General features: G+C 68.2%; 17 protein-coding genes. 9 read left to right on the plus strand and 8 right to left on the minus strand.

Annotated elements, in window-relative coordinates:
• Positions 1 to 65: 65 nt before the first annotated feature.
• On the plus strand, positions 66 to 1,055 hold the full coding sequence (locus tag ACIA5H_RS27375; RefSeq protein WP_355070787.1) for a heme o synthase: 990 nt from the start codon (positions 66 to 68) through the stop codon (positions 1,053 to 1,055).
• Here the strand turns inward: ACIA5H_RS27375 and ACIA5H_RS27380 are convergent.
• Entirely contained in the window at positions 1,048 to 2,463 is a 1,416-nt protein-coding gene (locus ACIA5H_RS27380; protein ID WP_397078237.1) for an FAD-dependent monooxygenase, read from the minus strand. The genes ACIA5H_RS27375 and ACIA5H_RS27380 overlap by 8 nt on opposite strands.
• 84 nt (positions 2,464 to 2,547) lie before the next feature.
• On the opposite strand from ACIA5H_RS27380, the gene ACIA5H_RS27385 reads away from it, so the two are divergent.
• The gene (locus ACIA5H_RS27385) at positions 2,548 to 3,150 is read left to right on the plus strand and encodes a TetR/AcrR family transcriptional regulator (RefSeq protein WP_356961802.1); all 603 of its coding nucleotides are present in this window, start codon (positions 2,548 to 2,550) and stop codon (positions 3,148 to 3,150) included.
• A gap of 42 nt (positions 3,151 to 3,192) precedes the next feature.
• Here the strand turns inward: ACIA5H_RS27385 and ACIA5H_RS27390 are convergent, their stop codons facing one another.
• On the minus strand, positions 3,193 to 4,158 hold the full coding sequence (locus ACIA5H_RS27390) for a quinone oxidoreductase family protein (RefSeq protein WP_397078404.1): 966 nt from the start codon (positions 4,156 to 4,158) through the stop codon (positions 3,193 to 3,195).
• A 61-nt stretch (positions 4,159 to 4,219) separates the two neighbouring features.
• Between ACIA5H_RS27390 and ACIA5H_RS27395 the strand changes: the two genes are divergently transcribed.
• Complete coding sequence (locus ACIA5H_RS27395; protein WP_355070793.1) at positions 4,220 to 4,570, plus strand: hypothetical protein; 351 nt, start codon at positions 4,220 to 4,222, stop codon at positions 4,568 to 4,570.
• A gap of 3 nt (positions 4,571 to 4,573) precedes the next feature.
• Entirely contained in the window at positions 4,574 to 5,365 is a 792-nt protein-coding gene (locus ACIA5H_RS27400) for a transporter substrate-binding domain-containing protein (RefSeq protein WP_397078239.1), read from the plus strand.
• Between the two features lie 13 nt (positions 5,366 to 5,378).
• On the opposite strand, the gene ACIA5H_RS27405 is transcribed toward ACIA5H_RS27400, so the two are convergent.
• The 3 genes from ACIA5H_RS27405 to ACIA5H_RS27415 form a co-directional block, all read right to left on the minus strand.
• Positions 5,379 to 5,948, minus strand: coding sequence for a flavoprotein (locus tag ACIA5H_RS27405; protein WP_397078241.1), 570 nt, complete (start codon positions 5,946 to 5,948; stop codon positions 5,379 to 5,381).
• A gap of 73 nt (positions 5,949 to 6,021) precedes the next feature.
• Positions 6,022 to 7,584, minus strand: a complete 1,563-nt coding sequence (locus ACIA5H_RS27410) for a class I adenylate-forming enzyme family protein (RefSeq protein WP_397078243.1) — start codon at positions 7,582 to 7,584, stop codon at positions 6,022 to 6,024.
• Between the two features lie 16 nt (positions 7,585 to 7,600).
• Entirely contained in the window at positions 7,601 to 8,488 is an 888-nt protein-coding gene (locus tag ACIA5H_RS27415) for an alpha/beta hydrolase (protein ID WP_397078245.1), read from the minus strand.
• Positions 8,489 to 8,563: 75 nt separating this feature from the next.
• On the opposite strand from ACIA5H_RS27415, the gene ACIA5H_RS27420 reads away from it, so the two are divergent.
• Entirely contained in the window at positions 8,564 to 9,196 is a 633-nt protein-coding gene (locus tag ACIA5H_RS27420) for a TetR/AcrR family transcriptional regulator (protein WP_067801856.1), read from the plus strand.
• Between the two features lie 138 nt (positions 9,197 to 9,334).
• On the opposite strand, the gene ACIA5H_RS27425 is transcribed toward ACIA5H_RS27420, so the two are convergent.
• Positions 9,335 to 10,567: a helix-turn-helix domain-containing protein gene (locus ACIA5H_RS27425; RefSeq protein WP_397078248.1), complete on the minus strand. Its 1,233-nt coding sequence runs from the start codon at positions 10,565 to 10,567 to the stop codon at positions 9,335 to 9,337.
• Between the two features lie 559 nt (positions 10,568 to 11,126).
• Between ACIA5H_RS27425 and ACIA5H_RS27430 the strand changes: the two genes are divergently transcribed.
• The 3 genes from ACIA5H_RS27430 (at position 11,127) to ACIA5H_RS27440 (ending at position 14,827) form a co-directional block, all read left to right on the plus strand.
• A complete protein-coding gene (locus ACIA5H_RS27430) occupies positions 11,127 to 11,585 on the plus strand; it encodes a DNA-directed RNA polymerase subunit beta (RefSeq protein ID WP_379251883.1) in 459 nt (152 codons plus the stop codon).
• Between the two features lie 68 nt (positions 11,586 to 11,653).
• Positions 11,654 to 11,806, plus strand: a complete 153-nt coding sequence (locus ACIA5H_RS27435; RefSeq protein ID WP_379251882.1) for a hypothetical protein — start codon at positions 11,654 to 11,656, stop codon at positions 11,804 to 11,806.
• 786 nt (positions 11,807 to 12,592) lie between these two features.
• Positions 12,593 to 14,827, plus strand: a complete 2,235-nt coding sequence (locus tag ACIA5H_RS27440) for a serine/threonine-protein kinase (RefSeq protein WP_397078251.1) — start codon at positions 12,593 to 12,595, stop codon at positions 14,825 to 14,827.
• 21 nt (positions 14,828 to 14,848) lie between these two features.
• Here the strand turns inward: ACIA5H_RS27440 and ACIA5H_RS27445 are convergent, their stop codons facing one another.
• Complete coding sequence (locus ACIA5H_RS27445) at positions 14,849 to 15,733, minus strand: universal stress protein (RefSeq protein ID WP_397078253.1); 885 nt, start codon at positions 15,731 to 15,733, stop codon at positions 14,849 to 14,851.
• Positions 15,734 to 15,871: 138 nt separating this feature from the next.
• Positions 15,872 to 16,855, minus strand: a complete 984-nt coding sequence (pip, locus tag ACIA5H_RS27450) for a prolyl aminopeptidase (protein WP_397078255.1) — start codon at positions 16,853 to 16,855, stop codon at positions 15,872 to 15,874.
• A 306-nt stretch (positions 16,856 to 17,161) separates the two neighbouring features.
• On the opposite strand from pip, the gene ACIA5H_RS27455 reads away from it, so the two are divergent.
• Positions 17,162 to 17,992 (plus strand): SDR family NAD(P)-dependent oxidoreductase, encoded by an 831-nt coding sequence (locus ACIA5H_RS27455; RefSeq protein ID WP_397078406.1) that lies wholly within the window; start codon positions 17,162 to 17,164, stop codon positions 17,990 to 17,992.
• The last annotated feature ends 66 nt before the right edge of the window (positions 17,993 to 18,058 follow it).

Genomic DNA, 18,058 nt, shown 5'->3' on the forward strand with positions numbered 1-18,058 from the left:
TACCACCGGGACGAGTGCACTGCTGGTCGATGCCGGATGCGATGCACAGCGTGCGAGGAGAGACAGTGCGGATTGGGCAACAGCCGGGTGGCGATGGTGCGCACGGCTCCTCCGCGACGGCGCTGGCCGACCGGTTCACGGGTCCCGGCCTACCGTCCCGGCTGATTCGACGGGTACTGGCCTACGTCGCGCTGACCAAGCCAAGGGTCATCGAGCTGTTGCTCGTCGCCACGATTCCGACCATGCTGCTGGCCGACCGCGGCACCGTCGACATCCGCCTGATTCTCGCGACGCTGTTCGGCGGCTGGATGGGCGCGGCGAGCGCGAACACGCTCAACTGCGTCGCGGACGCCGACATCGACAAGGTCATGAAGCGCACCGCCAAGCGGCCGCTGGCCAGGGACGCGGTGCCGACCCGCAACGCGTTCGTGTTCGGCGTCGTGCTCGGGTTGGGCTCGTTCGCCTGGCTGTGGTGGCAGGCCAACCTGCTCAGCGGCGTGCTCGTCGTCGCCACGATCCTGTTCTACGTCTTCGTCTACACGCTGGGCCTCAAGCGCCGCACCTCGCAGAACGTGGTGTGGGGCGGCGCGGCGGGCTGCATGCCCGCGCTGGTGGGCTGGTCGGCGGTGACCGGCGGCATCGGCTGGCCCGCCATCGCGCTGTTCGGCGTCATCTTCTTCTGGACGCCGCCGCACACTTGGGCGCTGGCCATGCGCTACAAGGAGGACTACCGCGCGGCGGGCGTGCCGATGCTGCCGGTGGTTGCCACCGAGAAGACCGTCACCAAGCAGATCGTCGTCTACACCTGGCTGACCGTGCTCACCACGCTCGCCCTGGTGCCCGCCACCGGCGTGATCTACGCGGCCGTGGCGCTGGTGGCCGGAGCATGGTTCCTGCTCATGGCGCACCAGCTGTACGCGGGCGTGCGGCGCGGCGAGTCGGTGAAGCCGCTGCGGCTGTTCCTCCAGTCGAACAACTACCTGGCCGTGGTGTTCTGCGGCCTCGCGGTGGACTCGGTGCTCGGCTGGGACACCGTCGGCAGCTTCTTCAGCTGAGCGCACCGACGTAACCGTCCGGGCGGACGAACACCCGGGTGCCCTCGGCCGCGGCGTAGGCCGCGTGGGCATGCCCGTCGACATCCACCACGTGCGGCCCTTCCACCTGCTCACCGGGACGCACCACCGCGTACGCGTACGGCCCGGCTTCCGCCTGGGCGCCGAATGACAGCACCGTCGCGTGGGGCCCGCGGAACAGGTCGAAAAACCGGACGGGCCGTCCGTGCTCGTCTTTCACCGGCGCGTCCGGCGCCCGGTCGCCGACGGCGAACCAGCCGCGCTCGGCCGGGTCTCGATAGCTGATGTCCAGTTGCTGGGTCTCCGCTCCGCGCTCCATCGCGTCCTCGTCGCCGTCGACCAATTTGTCCAGCAGTTCGGAGCTGAGCCCGAGCACCTTGGCGGCCACGGTCCTGCGCTCGGCCTCGTAGCTGTCCAGGAGCGTGTCGTCCCCGGCGAGCGCGGCGGCCAGCTTCCAGCCGAGGTTGTAGGCGTCCTGGATGCCGGTGTTCATGCCTTGGCCGCCGGTGGGCGGATGCGCGTGCGCGGCGTCGCCGGCCAGGAACACCCTGCCGTCGCGGAAGCGCTGTGCGAGGCGGATATTCGGGCGCCACACGGTCACCCAGGTCAGGTCGGTGAGGGTGACGTCGTCGCGTCCGCAATAGCGGTCCACGTATTCCTGGAGCAGCTCGAGGCTCGGCTCCGCGTCGCCGGTCAACGGGGCGGCGAATTGGAATTGACGCCCACCGGGCAGCGGTGACAACGCGATGCCCCGCATGGGCTCGTCGGCGGCGGCGAACCAGTAGCCGAACTCGTGGTCGAGCGCGTCGGCGCGCACGTCGCCGAGCAGCATGCGCAGCGATTCGTCGGTGCTGCCCTCGAACGGGATGCCGAGTGTCTTGCGCACGGTGCTCTTGCCGCCGTCCGCGCCGATCAGGTAGGCGGCGCGCACGGTCTCCGGCGTGCCGTCGTGTTCCAGCGTCACGGTGACGCCGTCGTCGTCCTGTGTGAAGCCGGTCAGCGCGGTGCCCAGTTCCACGTGCACCCCGAACTCGGCGAGCCGCTCGCGCAGGATGGCCTCGGTGCGGGACTGGCCGAGCACCCACAGGTTCGGGTAGGGGACGGCGGGCGTCGGCTCGACCGGTTCGCTCATTCGGCGTTCGGTGACGAACTCGCCGCCCAGATGTACGCGCATCACCGGTGTCGGCATTCCGGCCGCCAGCACCGCGTCCAATACCCCCAGGTCGTCGAACACTTCCAGGGTGCGCGGCTGGATGCCGTCGCCGCGCGAGCCGGCGAAGAAGGTGGCCGCCTTGTCGACGATCCGGACCGGGATGTCCCGGCGAGCGAGATCGAGGGCGAGGGTGAGGCCGGTGGGTCCGGCGCCCGCGACGAGAACGAGCTGTGCCATGGCGTACTCCTGATGAATCAATATTCACTGAATGAGTATTCAGTGTCATGCTTGGTACGTTGCGTTGTCAAGGAGGTGAGGTGGGTGTCGCTGAGTCGCAAGGAGAAGTCGGCCGAAACCGAGCAGGTGTTGAAGGCCGCCGCGCTGCGGTTGTTCGCCGAGCGCGGCTACCTGAACACCAAGATCACCGACATCACGACGGCCGCGGGACGGGCGGCCGGGTCGTTCTACAACCACTTCGCGAGCAAGGAAGAACTGCTCCAGGCGCTGCTGAGCGATCTGGCCGCGGCAGGGGACGAGCGCGCGGAAGGACCCGATCACAACCCGGATTTCAGCGATCCGGAGGCGGTGCGTTACCACGTCGCGGGGTATTGGACCTTCGCGCGGGAGCACGGGCCCGTGCTGCGCGCGGTGAATCAGGCGGCCCTGGTCAACGAGGAATTCGCGCAGATGGTCGCGCGGTTCGGCAGACAACAGCGGGCGGACATCGCCGACCATGTCGAAGGATTCGCCGACCGGGGCCTGCGGCTGCCGAGCACGCCCGACGCCAGCCTCGCGATGATGTTCATGCTCACCCAGAGCCTGCTGGCCGCGGTGGAAGAGGGGAGCGTCGAGCTGACCGACGAACAGGCCGTGGAGGGCCTGACCCGGTTCATCTATCGCGGTCTCACCGGCCGCGACTACTGAGCGGGCGGGGGACGGCCCATCGGACCGTCCCCCGCCCGTGGCTCACGGCAGCAGGACGATGGAACCGGTGGTCTTGCGGCCTTCCAGGTCGCGGTGTGCCCGCTCGGCGTCGGCGAGGGGGTAGGTCGCGCCGATCCGGATGTTCAGCGTGCCTCGCGCGATGGCGTCGAAGACGTCGCCCGCGCGCCAGGTGAGTTCGGCGCGGTCCCGGATGTAGTGCATCAACGTGGGGCGGGTGACGAACAGCGAACCGGCCCCGCCCAGCCGTTGCAGGTCGAACGGCGGCACCGGGCCGCTCGCGCCCCCGAAGAGGGCGAGCGTGCCCCGCACGCGCAGCGCGGCCAGACTCGACTCGAAGGTCGCCGCGCCGACGCCGTCGTAGACCGCCGCCACGCCGACGCCGTCGGTGAGCTCGCGCACGCGAGCGGCCAGTCCGTGGCCGTAACGCAGCACCTCGTCGGCTCCCGCCGCGCGCGACAGCGTCTCCTTCTCGTCGGAGGACACCGTCGTGATCACCCGGACGCCGCGCGCGTTGAGGAGCTGGGTCAGGATCAGCCCGACACCGCCCGCGCCCGCGTGCACGAGCACCGCCTCCCCTGGCTCGGGCCGGTAGATGGACTCGATGAGATAGTGCGCCGTCATGCCCTGCAACAGCGCCGACGCGGCCACGGGCGGATCGACGCCGTCCGGTACCCGGATGGCGACGGCGGCGGGCACCGCGACCTTCGGGGCGTAGCTGCCCGGGGCGGCGGCCCAGGCCACCCGGTCGCCGACCGCGAACTCCGTGACATCCGAGCCGACCTCGGCGACGACGCCGGTGCCCTCCGCGCCGGGAACGTAGGGGACGTCCTGCGGATAGCGCCCGGTACGGATGTAGGTATCGATGAAGTTGACGCCGATCGCCTGTGTGTCGACCAGGAGCTGGTCCGGTCCGATCCGCGGATCGGGCACCTTCACGTACTTCAGGACCTCGGGACCACCGTGTTCGGAAACCTGAATGGCGTGCATGAGTTCCAGTTCTACACCCGAGCGACGGGCACGCTGCCTACCGGTCGGTAAACTGCGTGCCATGAGTTCTGAAACCGCCACGGCGCCGCAGAAGCTGTCGGGCGCCCTCGTCGAGTCCGTCAAGGGGTTCGTCGCCGATCACGGACGTTCCGCCACGGCCGTGCTCCAGCCGATCGGTCGCGCTGGTGTGCGGGTCACCCTGGTCGGTTCCGACGGTGTGCTCGGTGACCGGGTGGTCCCGGACCTGGAGACGGCCAAGGAACTGGTCGCCACGATCGACGGCCTCACCGAGGCCGACGAATGGGATCGTGAGCTCACCTCGATCGTCACCCCGCGCAAGGGGCACTGGGCCAAGATGGCGGGCTGGGTCGCCAAGCAGGCCCGTTTCCCCAAGGCGCGCAACGAGAAGTGATCGTTGCGTAGCCGGACGCTGCCCGGCCGGATCGGGGCGGTGCTGATCGCCGGGTGGACGGTGCTCGCCGCCGTGGCGACTCCCGCGGCCGCGCAGGCCTCGAACGCGGTGCGTGCCTGCACGCCCGGCGACTATCCGCCGTACTCGATCAGGGACGACGCGGGCGAGCACCGCGGGGTGGACGTCGATCTCGCGCGGGGTTTCGCCGCGCTGCTCGGCCGTCCGATCGAGTTCGTGCCCGTCACCTGGGCGACGCTGAAAACCGACTTCGCCGAACGGAATTGCGACCTCGCGGTCGGAGGTATCTCCGACCTGCCGTCGCGGCGCGCGTTCGCGGACTTCTCGATCGCCTACGGCACCGACGGCAAGGCCCCGATCACCCACCGCGCGAACGGCGCGGCGTACTCGACCGTCGCGGAGATCAACCGTCCCGGTGTTCGCGTGATCGCCAATCGGGGTGGGACGAACGAGGATTTCGCCCGCAAGAATTTCCCCGACGCGCAACTCACCTTGTGGCCGGACAATCTGACAATCTTCGGTGAGATCGAGCAGGGCCGCGCCGACGTGTTCGTCACCGATTCGGTCGAGGGCCGCTACCGCGTTCGTCAGCATCCGGATCTGCAAGTGCTGCATCCCGAAGCGCCGTTCGACTCGTTCGGGAAAGTGCTGCTGGTGCGCAAGGACGATCCCGTTCTGGCGGCCTTGCTGGACGTGTACTTGACCACCCAGCTCGCGACGGGGGCGGTGGATCGGTTGTTCGACCAGTGGATCGGGCCGAACGCCCCGGTGGGCTGAGTAGGGTCGCTGTCTACGGCCGATTCGGTGCGGTCCCGTCCCGGCGTGGGTGCTCGAGGAGCGCTTTCCAGGCCGCCTGCCAGGGGAAGAGGGGCAGGCGCGCCTCTCCGGTGCCCCGCTCGTGCGGCTCGCCCTCGCCGATCACGATGGTGACGCCCCACTCGGACAGTTTGCGCATCCCCTCCTGGATCGCGGGAAAGCTGATCTGCGCCCGGTTCGAGTACGGCACGCCGACGATGGGCAGGCCCTTGCCGAGCCCTTCGACCAGCAGACCGAGCAGGAGGGTATCCGAGATCCCCGCAGCCCATTTCGCGATCGAATTGCCGGTGAGCGGGGCGGCGATGATGCCGTCGGCGGGTGGCAGCACATCCGGTGTGCCGGGTTCCTTGTACTGGCTGCGCACGGGATAACCGGTCTGCGCGCGCAGCGCGTCGACGTCGATGAACCCGGTGCCCGACGGCGAGGCGATGACGCACACCTCCCAGCCGTCGGCCTGGGCCAGGGCGATCAACTTGCCGACATCGCGGGCGGGGGGCGAACCGGTCACGAGGGCGTACAGCACGGGATTTCCGTTGGCGTCCACGACTTTCATGGTGCCATGCCGACGGGAGCGGTTGGATGGCACGGGAAGCATCACTCCACCGCCAGTGGACCGGTCAGCTCGCGGCGCCCGGTTGCGCTGATTCGTTGCGAAGTATGGCCTTGTGCACCTTGCCGGATGGAGTCAAGGGAAGGTTGGGCATGATGATGATTTGCTTGGGGACCTTGTAATCCGCGATTCTGTCCGCGCAGAATCGTTCGAGGTCGCCTTCGGCGAGCCGAGCGTCCGGCGTGAGGACAACGTAGTAGCGGCCGATCTCGCCGAGCACCGGATCGGGTACACCGATACCGGCCGCCATGAGGACCTGCGGGTGCTCCGCCAGTATGTTCTCGACTTCGATCGGGTAGATGTTGTATCCGCCTTGGACGAACATGTCCTTGGCCCGGCCGTGCAGGGTGATCAAGCCGTCGTTGTCGGTCCAGGCTATGTCGCCCGTGCGCAGCCAGCCGTCGCTACCGATGGCGTCGGCCGTTTCCGCGGGCATGTTGTGGTAGCCCGCCATGACCGAAGGGGTTCGGAGCAGGAGTTCGCCGGCTTCGCCGATGGCGACTTCGGTCCCGTCGGCATCGGCGATCTTGATCTGCACGTTCGGAAGCGGTCGGCCGATCGCGCGCACGGTCGACTCCATGTCACTGCCCCACGGGGTCATCACAACTGCACCCGAGGACTCACTGAGCCCGTAGAGGTTCATCACGGTGGCGTTCGGAAAGAATCTGGTCAAACGTTCCAGCAAGGCTGGTTCGGCGTTGGCGCCGCCGGTGACCACGAGCCGAACCGCGGCTGTGTCCACCGTGGTGAACCGAGACCGGTCGAGTAGCAGAATGTGCATGGTCGGTACCCCGACCCAGATCGTGAGGTCCGCTGAGTGGAACAGGTCGGCGACGGCCGCGGGCTGGAACGTCGGCAGCAGCACGGTGCGGGCGCAGGTGACCAGCGCGGCGAGTACGCAACAGGTGATGCCGCTGACATGGTTGAGCGGCACGGCGACCGCTAGCGTGTCGCCAGGTCCGAGCCGCATGTGCTCCGCTTGTGCGGTAGCGGCTGCGAGTTGGCCGCGATGCGTCTGCACCGCGCCTTTGGGTCGGCCGGTTGTCCCGGACGTATAGATGATCATGACCGGATCGTCCTCGCGGACCGCGTCCTTGGCTTCAGCGAGCGCCACGGTGTCCGCCGATGTCGACCAGAGCTCATCGAGCGGGTGGTCGCCGTCGGCGCCGAAGGTCACTACGGCTTCCAGCCGCGGAAGACGATTTCGCAGGCCGGCCAGCATCTGCAGAAAGTCGATTCCCTCACTGGACGGCACGGTGACCACCGCTCGGGACCCGGAATCGCCGAGGATGCGCGCGAACTCGGTCTCCCGGTATCGGACGCTGAGCCCGACCACCACCGCACCGATTTTGGCCGCTGCGAAGTACACCGCGAGCCACTCGGGTGTGTTGGGCCCGTTGACGGCGACGCGATCACCCCGCCGGATGCCCAGCCGCAGCAATCCGCTGGCGACTCGGTCCGACCATGCGTCCATCTCAGCGAACCGGATCTTCCGGTCGCCCGCGATCCAGCCGACAGCATCCGCGGCAGTAGTGGCCGCCCCATGGAGGACGTCGTGAATACGCTGCACCGGTGTACTCCTCTCGTTACGCGTTCGACGCGAGATGCGTGGTGAGAAACTCGATCTGATCGGCAACGATCCGATCGACAGCCGGCGGATGGTAGACGGTGAAGTGGTCGGCGTCGTAATGCTTCAGGGTTGCCCGTGGTGCGGTGGCGGCCACCCGCCCCGCGATGGCGGGGTCGATGAGATTTTCTCGATCGCAGGCGCACACCAGCAGCGGGCAGCGCACGCGCGGCGCGGCGGACGCGGCGTTGTAGAACAACATGCCCAGTCCCGAGGCCGCCGTGATCCGGTTGTCGAAACCGTAACCTGGTGGCGTCACCGACTGCCACCCCTCGAGAGCGCCGGGCTGGTTCACGAACGCCAGGTCCCCTGGCTTTCCGACCAAGGGGACGTAACGGCGCGACCGACCGAGTGCGGCACGCACCAGGTCGGACGCGATCGGAACCGTGAACCGCAACAGATGCCGCACCCCCGCCCGTGACACCACGGCTCGCCCACTGAAGACCGGACACTGAACCACCGCGGCACGAAGGTCGTCGTGGCGTGCGGCTGCGGCCAGCACGTGGCTGGCGCCGAACGACGTGCCCCACAACGCGATCCGGTGAGCGTCCAGTTCGGGGCGAGAGCGGGCGAAAGCCACGGCGGCGTCGACATCCTCGGCGTAACGGCGCTGACTCACCAGCTGGCGCGGCATGCCGCCTGATTCTCCGAGGTGGCGGAAGTCGAAGGCCACCACGGCAAGACCCGCGTCGGAGAACCACTTCTCGTACTGGGCCAGCATCATGTCGTGCGTTGCGCCACCGCCGTGGACGAGCACCACGGCCGGATGCGGACCTGGGCCGTCCGGAAGCGTCAGCCACACCGCGCATTCGTCGCGGCCGGAAGGGAAGGTGGTGCGAGTGGTCATGACACCTCGATATAGGTACGTTGTACGTGAACATGCTCAGTTAAACACGTACGTTGTACTTAAACAAGGAGAAGTATGCCCGCCCCCAGGAAATTCGCGCGCGAGCAGCTGCAAGCCGCGGCACTGGCCTTGGTCGACGACCATGGCCTGGCCGGGTTGACCATGCGCAGTCTCGCGTCGGCGCTGGGCACCGGTGCGATGACGATCTACAACTACGTCGATGGACGGGAAGGTTTGGAGCAGCTCGTCACCGAGGCCGTCATGGCCGAAGCGCACTGGGACGCCACGCCGTCCATGGACTGGGAGGACGAGGTACTAGCCGTCGCCGAGGGAATGTGGCGCGCCGTGCGCGCACATCCCCATGCGATCCCACTGATTCTCACTCGGCGCAGCCTCGACCTGGCGACCCTGCGGCCGACCGAAGCCCTGTTGCAGGCGCTCGCGCGTAGCGGCAGATCAGGAACCGCGTTGCTGGTGGCGTTCCGCGCAGTGTCCGGCTTCATCACCGGATACGCGCAAGCCGAACTCGTCGGCCCGCTATCCGTGGCGCGCGACGAGGACCTCACGACGATCACCGACCGGATCGCGGCATTGCCGCCCGAGCAGTTCCCCAAGCTCATCGAGATCGCGTACGCCGCCGCCTCGAGCGACCCGACAGCCGAATTCCGGGCCGGGATGCGCATAATCCTGGCAGGACTCGAGACCTAGACGTCCGCCAGCCAACGGGTGCGGCATCGGATGCCGCCGGACCTGCGTTCGGATGTCGCCCATCTCCGGTCCGCCGAGGCCGGACGCGTGGTACCTGAAACCTGTTGTGGCCGATGCATATGTTGCCCGGGGTATGGGTCAGGAGGGGACCGCGCCGATGCGTTTGGCGAGGCGGCCGAGGTCGCCGGTGGTGAGGTTGCGGTGGGCCGTGCGCATCATGTGACCGACGAGTTCGCGGACGTGGGTCATGCCGCGCACTTGCTGGGGGGCGATGTGTTCGGCGCGCAGGAGGGCGTGCAGGGAGTTGTGGTAGTCGCGGCGCAGGGCGTGGGCTCGGCCGATCTCGACGAAGTATTGGGCTCTGCGGCCTTCGGCGGGGATGGTTTGCGGGTTGAGGGTGGGGGCGAGTTCGAGGACTTGGCCTGGTTCGCGTTTCTCCATTGCCGCTGACATTCGCCAGAGGATCACGTTCGTCGCGTCGAATGTCGGGTTGCGGAGAGTCGCGGTTTCCGGGGGAGCCTGGTCGAGCCTGGTGACTTGCTCGCTCGCTTCGTCCAGATGGTCGCCAGGGTCGCCGCCGAGCGCTGCGGTAACGAGCGCGGCCTGCAAGTGCAGCATGCCGTAGGTTTCGATCTCGCCGCGGCTTCGCACCTCCGGGCCCAGGCGCTCGGCAGCGTTCGTCGCGCCGTCGAGCGCGGCAGTCAATGAGCCGGGGCGCGACAGCAGGATCTGGCTTCGAGTGAAGGCTGCGGTAGCCGAACCGGAGGTGCCACCGATGTTCGCGGTGGCGTGCTCGATCTCTTGTGCTGCTGTCCAAGCCAACGCTGAGTACCCTCTGGCCTTCAAGGACGCGGCTGTCGTGTACGCCGCCGCCGCAAGCACATCCCAGGCAAGATCGCGATCGGCTCCAGCCGAATCACGAGCGTGTCGATAGCAGTCGGTGAGTAGAGCAGGCAACATCGGACCGAGTGCCGCGTAGTCGCACGCGCGTCGTAGATGGGCAGCATGACGTGCTGCCGCCGCGAGTTCGGTGAGGCTGCGGGGTGGTGCAGTCGGAGTGGTGTCGCCCCGGGTCCACAGCGCGGTTTCGATGGCGGGCACCGCGGCGTGGAACCCGGCCGACGACGGGTCGAACCGATCGTCCTGATCGCCGGTCAGATCACCGACCGCGACGCCGAGCGCTTGGGCGAGGGCGTGCAGGGTCCGCCGCGAATCGATAGGACGCTCGCCGTTCTCGTATTTGGCGATCGCGCCCCGGCTGACGCCGACCCGATCGGCCAGCACTTGCTGCGAGATCCCACGGCGCGCGCGAATGGCACGCACCTGTCGGCCGATGTACCGGCCCCCGTCGTTCCCCTGACCCTCGCTCATCGGCTCTCCCTCGCCGGATGCTGATCGAAACCTCATGCTAGACGCGCCGCCAGGTGTCCCGCACCGGGACAACGCCGATCCGGCAGCCCGCCAAGCTGTCGCGAGCACTCGCCCCCGGGACGGGCACGTCGGTGCGCGCGACAACGGGTTGCGCTCCAGGGCGCGGGTGCTCACAACGCGATGAGCAGGGGAAGGCAAACGTGATGCGGGGAGTGGCAGTCGATTTCGCGTGGAACGACACGTTCGTGAAGCGGCACGGTGACGCGATCGCGACGGTGGCGATCGGTGATCGAAACGAGCTCGGTGCGATTCGCGCGGTGTCGGCGTCCGCGCCCGGCTCCACGCTATCCCTACCGGATCACTTGGCTCGCAACGATTTCCGGGCGCGAGTCGTCCAGTGCCACGCACACCGACTCCGCCGTCGCCGTCCGCGAGTCGCCGATAGCAACCGACCGCGCCTCGACGTGATGCCGTCGCGACCGCTGCGCGGACACGATCGGCGCGCGACGGCCTCGCACCGCGTCGGTGATCCCGGCGCGGCGGGGCGGGAGGGCACGCGGTGAGCGACCTGTGCGATCCGGCGGCCGACACCCCGGCCAGCCGGTGCCGTTTCTACCGGCAGTGCGGGCTTCCGGCGGCCGTGCAACCGGAACTCGGCCGCATCATCGTGCCCGCGGGCCGAGTCGGCGCGATCACCATGCCCGCTCGGCTCGGCCAGGAGGTGAAGGCGCTGTTGCAGGTCCGGCGGTCCGCGCTCGGGCCGATCATCTCGCATCCACGCTCGAAGCGCTGGACCTATCTGGTGCGGCCGGACCTGCCCGACGAAGTCGGCTTGTTCGCCGAGCTGTTCCGGCTGGACGTGTCGGTCGCACGGTGCGGCGCGCAGATCGCCCTGCCGTCGCCCGCCGACCGGTCACCGTGCTTCCGCGTGTGGGTGGAACCGCCGCGCGATACGTTCCGGCCGTCGGGTTCGGTCGTCGTCGCGGCGATCCGGGTACGCGCGGGACGCCGGTGGTGACCGGGCCGCAGCAGCGGTCGCCGCGCCCGGAAGAGCCCGATGTCCATGTATCGGTCCAATTCCACGACGTGCGTCTGAACTTCGCGGCCTGTGCGAGCGCTGCCGCGCTGTTCGTCCAGGAGTGGCGCGCCCGCCACTACGAGGACGCGGCCACGGTGCTCCCGGGCGATCCGACGGGCCTGCCCCGCCTGCCGAACGAGCGGTTGTTCCTCGACCCGTGAGCAGCGCTCGGCCTGGCAGCGCACGCGGCGGCGTCCGAGCGCCGAGCCGGACTCGGCGGGGTGACGCGCTGCCCGTGCAATCGGGACCCGGCCGCATCATCGTGCCCGCTCGGCTGGGTGAGGATGCGAAGGCGCTGACGCAGGTCCCGCGGTCCGGTTCCCGTCCTGGCCCAACTCGTCGCGTCACCCTGTCCGCTTATGGGCGGTCCCGGTTAGCTGTTCCTCAGCGCTACGTTCACCGGGTCGACAGGGGCGGCAGGCATGCTCGCGGTGTTTCCGGTGTTCTCGGCGCTGCCCGGCGTCCGATCTGTCGGCCGGTCTTCCGTCGACCGCCCCGGTGTACTCGGAGACGGATCGTGGTGTCCAGGTCGAGCGCTGGCCCCGCCGCACCTAGGAAGTCGAGGTTTGCCGGGCATATCGGCCGCCGTGCAGATGTGCGGGGCGGTGTCCTAGGTCTCGCGGCGCGTGTTCTACTCGTGGGAGGTTTTCGCCGCCCGTTCCCGCCGGATGAGCGGATACCAGTGGTCTCGAGCACCACCTCGGCGATGCCATTCCCGGCAGTTCGGACGATCGGACGGCGACCGAACCCGAGTCGAGCGCGGGGCGCGAGTGCCCGCTGAGCAATCACTCGGCGGCGTTGGCGCTGATGCCGCGAAGCCCCCGCTCGGAGCGATACCCTTGAGCAGGGTAATTCGACGTCAAGGAGCTGATGTGGAACACCTGCGAGGCAAGGGCGCATCGTGTGTAGCCGTCGTCTGACCGGCAACGGCTGACTCCGAGCTACCCATGCGCGAACCGATCGATCTCGCCGATTCGGCGGAACGGACCCGTGCGGCGCTCGCCGCCGCCGTGGCGCGATTCTCCGAGGCCTGGGCGTCGGGATTCCCGCCCGATCTGTCCTCCTATCTGCCCCGCGAACCGGCCGATCGGCACACGATGCTGATCGAATTGATCAAGGTGGACCTCGAGTTCCGCTGGCTTCGCTACCACTTCCCCAAACGGCTGATCGACTACCGCGCGGAATTCCCCGAGCTGCGCAGCGCTCCGTTCCCGGCCGATCTGGTCTACGAGGAATTCCACGCCATGCGCCGTAGCGGCCGCCGCGACGCCGCCGATTCGGACGGCACCGCCACCGCGACGGCGGCCGATCCGGAGCTCGACCGGTTCACCAGCGACTACCGCAGCACGATGATCGCTCGTCCCAGCGCCCAGGTCGCGCTCGACGCCATCGACGTCGGCGATCGAGTCGACGATTTCGACCTCCTGATGCGCATCGGGGTCGGCGCCTTCGCCCAGGTGTACCTCGCGCGGCAGCAGTCGATGCAGCGGCTGGTCGCGGTCAAGATCTCGCACAACCACGGCAACGAGCCGCAGACGCTCGCCCAGCTCGACCACGAATACATCGTGCGCATCTTCGACCAGCGACTCATCGCCGACGGCGAGCTGAAGTTGCTCTACATGCAGTATCTGCCCGGCGGAACGCTGCTCGACGTGCTGCGTTTGTCGCGCACGACGTCGCCCGAACGTCGCAGTGGGCAACTGCTGCTGGACGCCATCGACAAGGTGCTCGCCGACAAGGGCGAGGTGCGGCCGACCGAGTCGGCTGTCCGGACCAGGATCGCCGGACTGACCTGGCCGGAGACCGTGGTGTGGCTGGGGCGCCGGCTCGCGGACGCGCTGGAGCACGCGTCCGAACGTGGGGTGCTGCATCGCGACATCAAACCCGCGAACGTGCTGCTGAGCGCCGAGGGGATTCCGAAGCTGGCCGACTTCAACGTCAGCTTCAGCAAACGTGTCCGGGGCACCAGCCCGTTGGCGTACTTCGGCGGGTCGCTGGCATACATGTCGCCGGAGCAACTCGAGGCCTGCCACCCCGACCTGCCCGCGACCGCCGTGGAACTGGATACGCGAAGCGACATCTTCGCGCTCGGCGTCATGCTGTGGGAGTTGCTCACCGGGCGCCGCCCCTTCGCGGACGAGACGTCGGCGGGCGATTCGCAGACGTCGCTGGCCCGCATGATCGCACTGCGGCGCAGGCCCATCGGTCCGGCGTTCCTGTCGGAGCTGCCCCCGGACTGCCCCATGGCGCTGCGGCGCGTGCTGTTGAAATGTCTGTCGCCCGACCGTGCGGACCGCTACTCGTCCGGCTCGGAATTGGCGCAACAACTCGACCTGTGCCTCGAGCAGCGGGCCCGCGATCTCGTCTATCCGCCCCCAGACAGCTGGCGCGCACGGCTCGCGAGCAGGCCCACTCCGGTTCTGTGGTTGTCCTCGCTGGTCGGTGTCGGCCTGGCGACGATCTACATGGCCGTGCACGTCCAGGACCTGATCAGAGAGCGCCTGCCCGATACGACAAACTCGCAGCTCAACATGGGTGTGTACGTCTTCGTCCTCATCGCCTGCCCGCTATCCATCGTGATCTACGCGTATATGTCGCGGGATCTGCTCGCGGTTCCGCGCGGCTTGCGCGAGGGCAGACGCTACGACGAGGCACTGCTCGCGCGAGTGCGGTCGCGAACACTGTTCTGGGGGGACATGTGTGCGCTGAACACCTTCCAGACCGGGATTACGGCAACGGTGACGGGGGTGTTCCTCTGCCTCTGGCTCACCGATCTTCCGGCGCGACTGGTGATACACGCGGCGATGACCGTTTTCATGGCGGCTGTCATCTCCGTCGCCTACACGTTCTTCCTGTCGACGTTCTACATCGTCCGCTGTGTCTATCCGATCTATTTGCGTTACAGCCGCACGACGGCGCACGACTTCGGCGTCATCCGCACGCTGCGCCGCAGAACCACGATCTATCTCGCGGTCACGGCGTCCGTGCCACTGGTCGGGGTGCTGGCCGGATTCAGCCTGCTCGAACCCGAGGAACTTCCGTTGGTGCGCGATTCGGTCCTCGGGTTGTGCGCGGTCGGCGGGCTCGCGTTCGTCGCCGTGTACTGGCTGTTCCGCACGCTGGACGCGGACTTGCGCGCGCTCCAGCGGGTGGTCCAGGCGTCAGCGGCGGACGTGGACTGATCCGCGCCCACGACCGCTGTCCTACCGCTCACGGCAGATCACCACCGGGCTCGCGGCGTGATGCAGCAAGTTCTGGCTCGTCGATCCGAGGACGAGTCCGGTGAGGCGGTTGTGCCCACGACTGCCGGTCACCAGCAGTTGGGCTTTCTCGGCGTGGGCGAGCAGCGCCTGCGCGGGCGTGTTCTTCTCGACCACTTTGGTGACCGTGACGTCCGGGTATTTCTCGCACCATCCGGCCAAGCATTCGGACAGTAGTGCCTCCTCCTGCTGAGCCAGCACATCCCACGCGTCGGGCACCGGTGTCCACTGCAGCAGGTCTGGGTCGTTCCACGCGTGCAAGGCGGTCACTTCGACGCCGAGTGTGGACGCCAGCTCGAACGCCTCGCCGAGCGCCGCGGAACTACCCGGGCTCCCGTCGACGCCGACGAGCACGGGCCGCTCGTCCGGCTGTGGCCGGTCGAGCCTGCCTCGCCATACGGTCACCGGACAGGCCGCCTTGTTCGCGACCGTGAGCGCGGTCGATCCCAGCAACAGCGTGGACAGCCGATCCTGGTGTTTCGCCGCGACGACGACCATGCGCGCTTCCGCGCTGTGCTTGATCAACTCGCGCGCGGGCGAGCCGTCCTCGACGGTCCGGTGGATCTCGATGTCCGGCTGATCGGCGCGCACCGCGTCGAACGCCTCCTCGACCTTCTTCTTCGCCGCCGCTCGGAGTTCGGGTAGCAGATTGACCTCGGCCAGAGCGGAGGAGGTCATGGGGTAGTCGAGGGCGGGAACCACGCCCAGCAGCACCAGCGTGGCGCGCTGTCGATCAGCGACGGCTCCGGCCCAGCGCGCTGCACCCACAGCGGTCGGGCTGCCGTCGATTCCGACGACGATCGACTGACGGTCGGCTGGTGTGCTCATTTCGTCTCCGTTTGCGACTGTGACAGGGTCACTTCCACAGTCGCAGCGGGGACCCGGTCCGCACCGGGGGCGGTGGCCCCTGATGGTTGGGACTTAAGACCCTCACCGGGCGAAATTGCCCGCCGAGGCCGGAGCGGGCTACCGAGCGAACCGGGCGATCGCCCGCAGGACGGCGGCGCCCATGGCCGTGCTGCCCGTGTGACCGGAATCGTCGATGACCTGTAGTTCCGCGTCGGGCCACGCCTGGGCCAGCTGCCAGGCGGTGTACAGCGGGGCGCTCAGGTCGAGTCGGCCGTGGATCAGCACGCCTGGAATGCCCGTGAGCCGGTGCACGTCACGCAGCAACTGCCCGTCCTCCAGCCAGGCCGCGTTGGCGAAGTAATGCGTGCAGATTCGCACGAAGGCCATTCGCGCCGCGTCCGGCTTCGCGCTGTATTGCCCTGGGCTGCCCAGGTTCTCGTGCGCGATCACCGCGTCCTCCCAGGCGCACCACCGCCGCGCCGCCGACTCGCGGGTCGGCGCGTCGGGGCTCTCGATCAGTCGGTGATAAGCGTCGACGAGGTCGCCGTGGCGGTCGGCGAGGGGAACGCCGGTGCGGAAGGTCTCCCACTGTGCTGGCAGGAGTTTCGCGACGTCCCGGTAGAGCCAGTCGATCTCCTCTTGCCGGGTCATGGTCACCCCGACCAGCACGATCTCGCTGACCCGCTCGGGGTAGCGCTGGGCGTAGGCGAGGATCAGCGTCGAGCCCCAGGAACCGCCGAAGAGCAACCACCGGTCTATTCCGAGGTGTTCGCGCAGACGTTCCATGTCCGCGATCAAGTGATGCGTGGTGTTGTGCGTGAGGTCGACCGACGGGTCGGAGGCATGCGGCAGACTCTCGCCGCAGCCACGTTGATCGAACAGGACGATTCGGTAGGCGGCCGGGTCGAAACTCCTCCGTGAACCGCGCCGCCCGCCGCCGCCCGGCCCGCCGTGCACGACCAGCGCGGCCTTCCCGTCCGGGTTACCGCTGGTCTCCCAGTAGATCCGTTGGCCGTTCCCGACGTCCAAGAGTCCGTGCGCATACGGCTCGATGTCGGGAAAGGGCTGCGGCCCATCGGATCGCGCGTGTGGCGTGGACACGGTCGACCACACTACCGGTGAGCAACCAGGTGACCTGGTGTTCGGCAACCGCGGTCTGCGTGAACAGGGCTAGTCGGAATCGTGTCGGACCCGGCCGGATAACCACGCCCCGCAGTTCGCTGAATCGGTGAGCGAGGCCGCCTTTCAGTCCGGCCCGCAACATGCGGCGGTGACGCACGTCACCCCGCGGTTTCGTTACGAAGAGCGGGTCGGCGACATCTTGTGTTCGTCCGGTGCGGCAGCACGGGACATCGGCAGTGAGGGGCCTCCTCGCTGCGCTCGCCACTGCAGAAAGAATGGAAGGACATCATGAGCAAAATCTGGTTCGTCACCGGTTCCTCTCGCGGTCTGGGCCGAAACTTCGTCGCGGCTGCGTTGTCTCGCGGCGACAAGGTGGCCGCGACCGCTCGCAGTACTGAACATCTCGCGGAATTGGTCACCGCCTACGGCGACGCGGTGCTCCCGCTCGAGCTGGATGTGACCGACAGGGCAGGAGTCTTCGAGAGCGTGAAGCATGCCCACGCGCATTTCGGCCACTTGGACGTCATCGTGAACAACGCGGGTTACGGGCTACTCGGCGCGGTCGAGGAACTGACCGAGCAGCAACTGCGAGATCAGTTGGAAACTAACTTCTTCGGCACGGTATGGGTCGTCCAGGCCGCGCTGCCATATCTGCGGGAGCAAGGGAGAGGGCACATCATCCAGATCTCGTCGGTGGGTGGTCTCGCCGCCTGGCCGCTCGGTGGCGCGTACCACGCTTCCAAATGGGCGCTGGAAGGCCTGAGTGAATCCCTCGCCCAGGAGGTCGCCGGCTTCGGTGTCAAGGTGACCTTGGTCGAGCCCGGCTCCTACGCGACCGACGGCGCCGCCGGAGCGGTCCACGCCCAGGCCGACCCGCGCTACGACGGACTCCGCGCGGCGTTCGCCGCCTACGCGCAGAGCCTCGATTCCGGCGACCCGTCCGCCGCGGGCCGGGCGTTGCTCGAGATCGCGGACTCCACCAACCCGCCTTTGCGCGTGTTCTTCGGTTCCGGGGGAAATCAAATCCTTCCGCAGGTCTACGCCGACCGGCTCGAGACCTGGGCCGAGTGGAAGGAGCTCTCGGCGGCGGCTCAAGGCCACACGCCCGCAGCCTGACTCGGTGCGACGCGACCGGCCTGCAGAACCCCACCTGGACACGTGTTCCGGGTGGGGAGGTGCACC

This window comes from Nocardia sp. NPDC051900 (assembly GCF_044452545.1).
Classification (GTDB): Bacteria; Actinomycetota; Actinomycetes; order Mycobacteriales; family Mycobacteriaceae; genus Nocardia; species Nocardia sichangensis.

Excerpts from the sequence above, each read along its gene's own strand:
- ACIA5H_RS27440 (WP_397078251.1), top strand. The coding sequence starts at position 12,593 with ATGCGCGAACCGATCGATCTCGCCGATTCGGCGGAACGGACCCGTGCG.
- ACIA5H_RS27415 (WP_397078245.1), bottom strand. The coding sequence starts at position 8,488 with ATGACCACTCGCACCACCTTCCCTTCCGGCCGCGACGAATGCGCGGTG.
- ACIA5H_RS27425 (WP_397078248.1), bottom strand. The coding sequence starts at position 10,567 with ATGAGCGAGGGTCAGGGGAACGACGGGGGCCGGTACATCGGCCGACAG.
- ACIA5H_RS27445 (WP_397078253.1), bottom strand. The coding sequence starts at position 15,733 with ATGAGCACACCAGCCGACCGTCAGTCGATCGTCGTCGGAATCGACGGC.
- ACIA5H_RS27395 (WP_355070793.1), top strand. The coding sequence starts at position 4,220 with ATGAGTTCTGAAACCGCCACGGCGCCGCAGAAGCTGTCGGGCGCCCTC.
- ACIA5H_RS27420 (WP_067801856.1), top strand. The coding sequence starts at position 8,564 with ATGCCCGCCCCCAGGAAATTCGCGCGCGAGCAGCTGCAAGCCGCGGCA.
- ACIA5H_RS27390 (WP_397078404.1), bottom strand. The coding sequence starts at position 4,158 with ATGCACGCCATTCAGGTTTCCGAACACGGTGGTCCCGAGGTCCTGAAG.
- ACIA5H_RS27380 (WP_397078237.1), bottom strand. The coding sequence starts at position 2,463 with ATGGCACAGCTCGTTCTCGTCGCGGGCGCCGGACCCACCGGCCTCACC.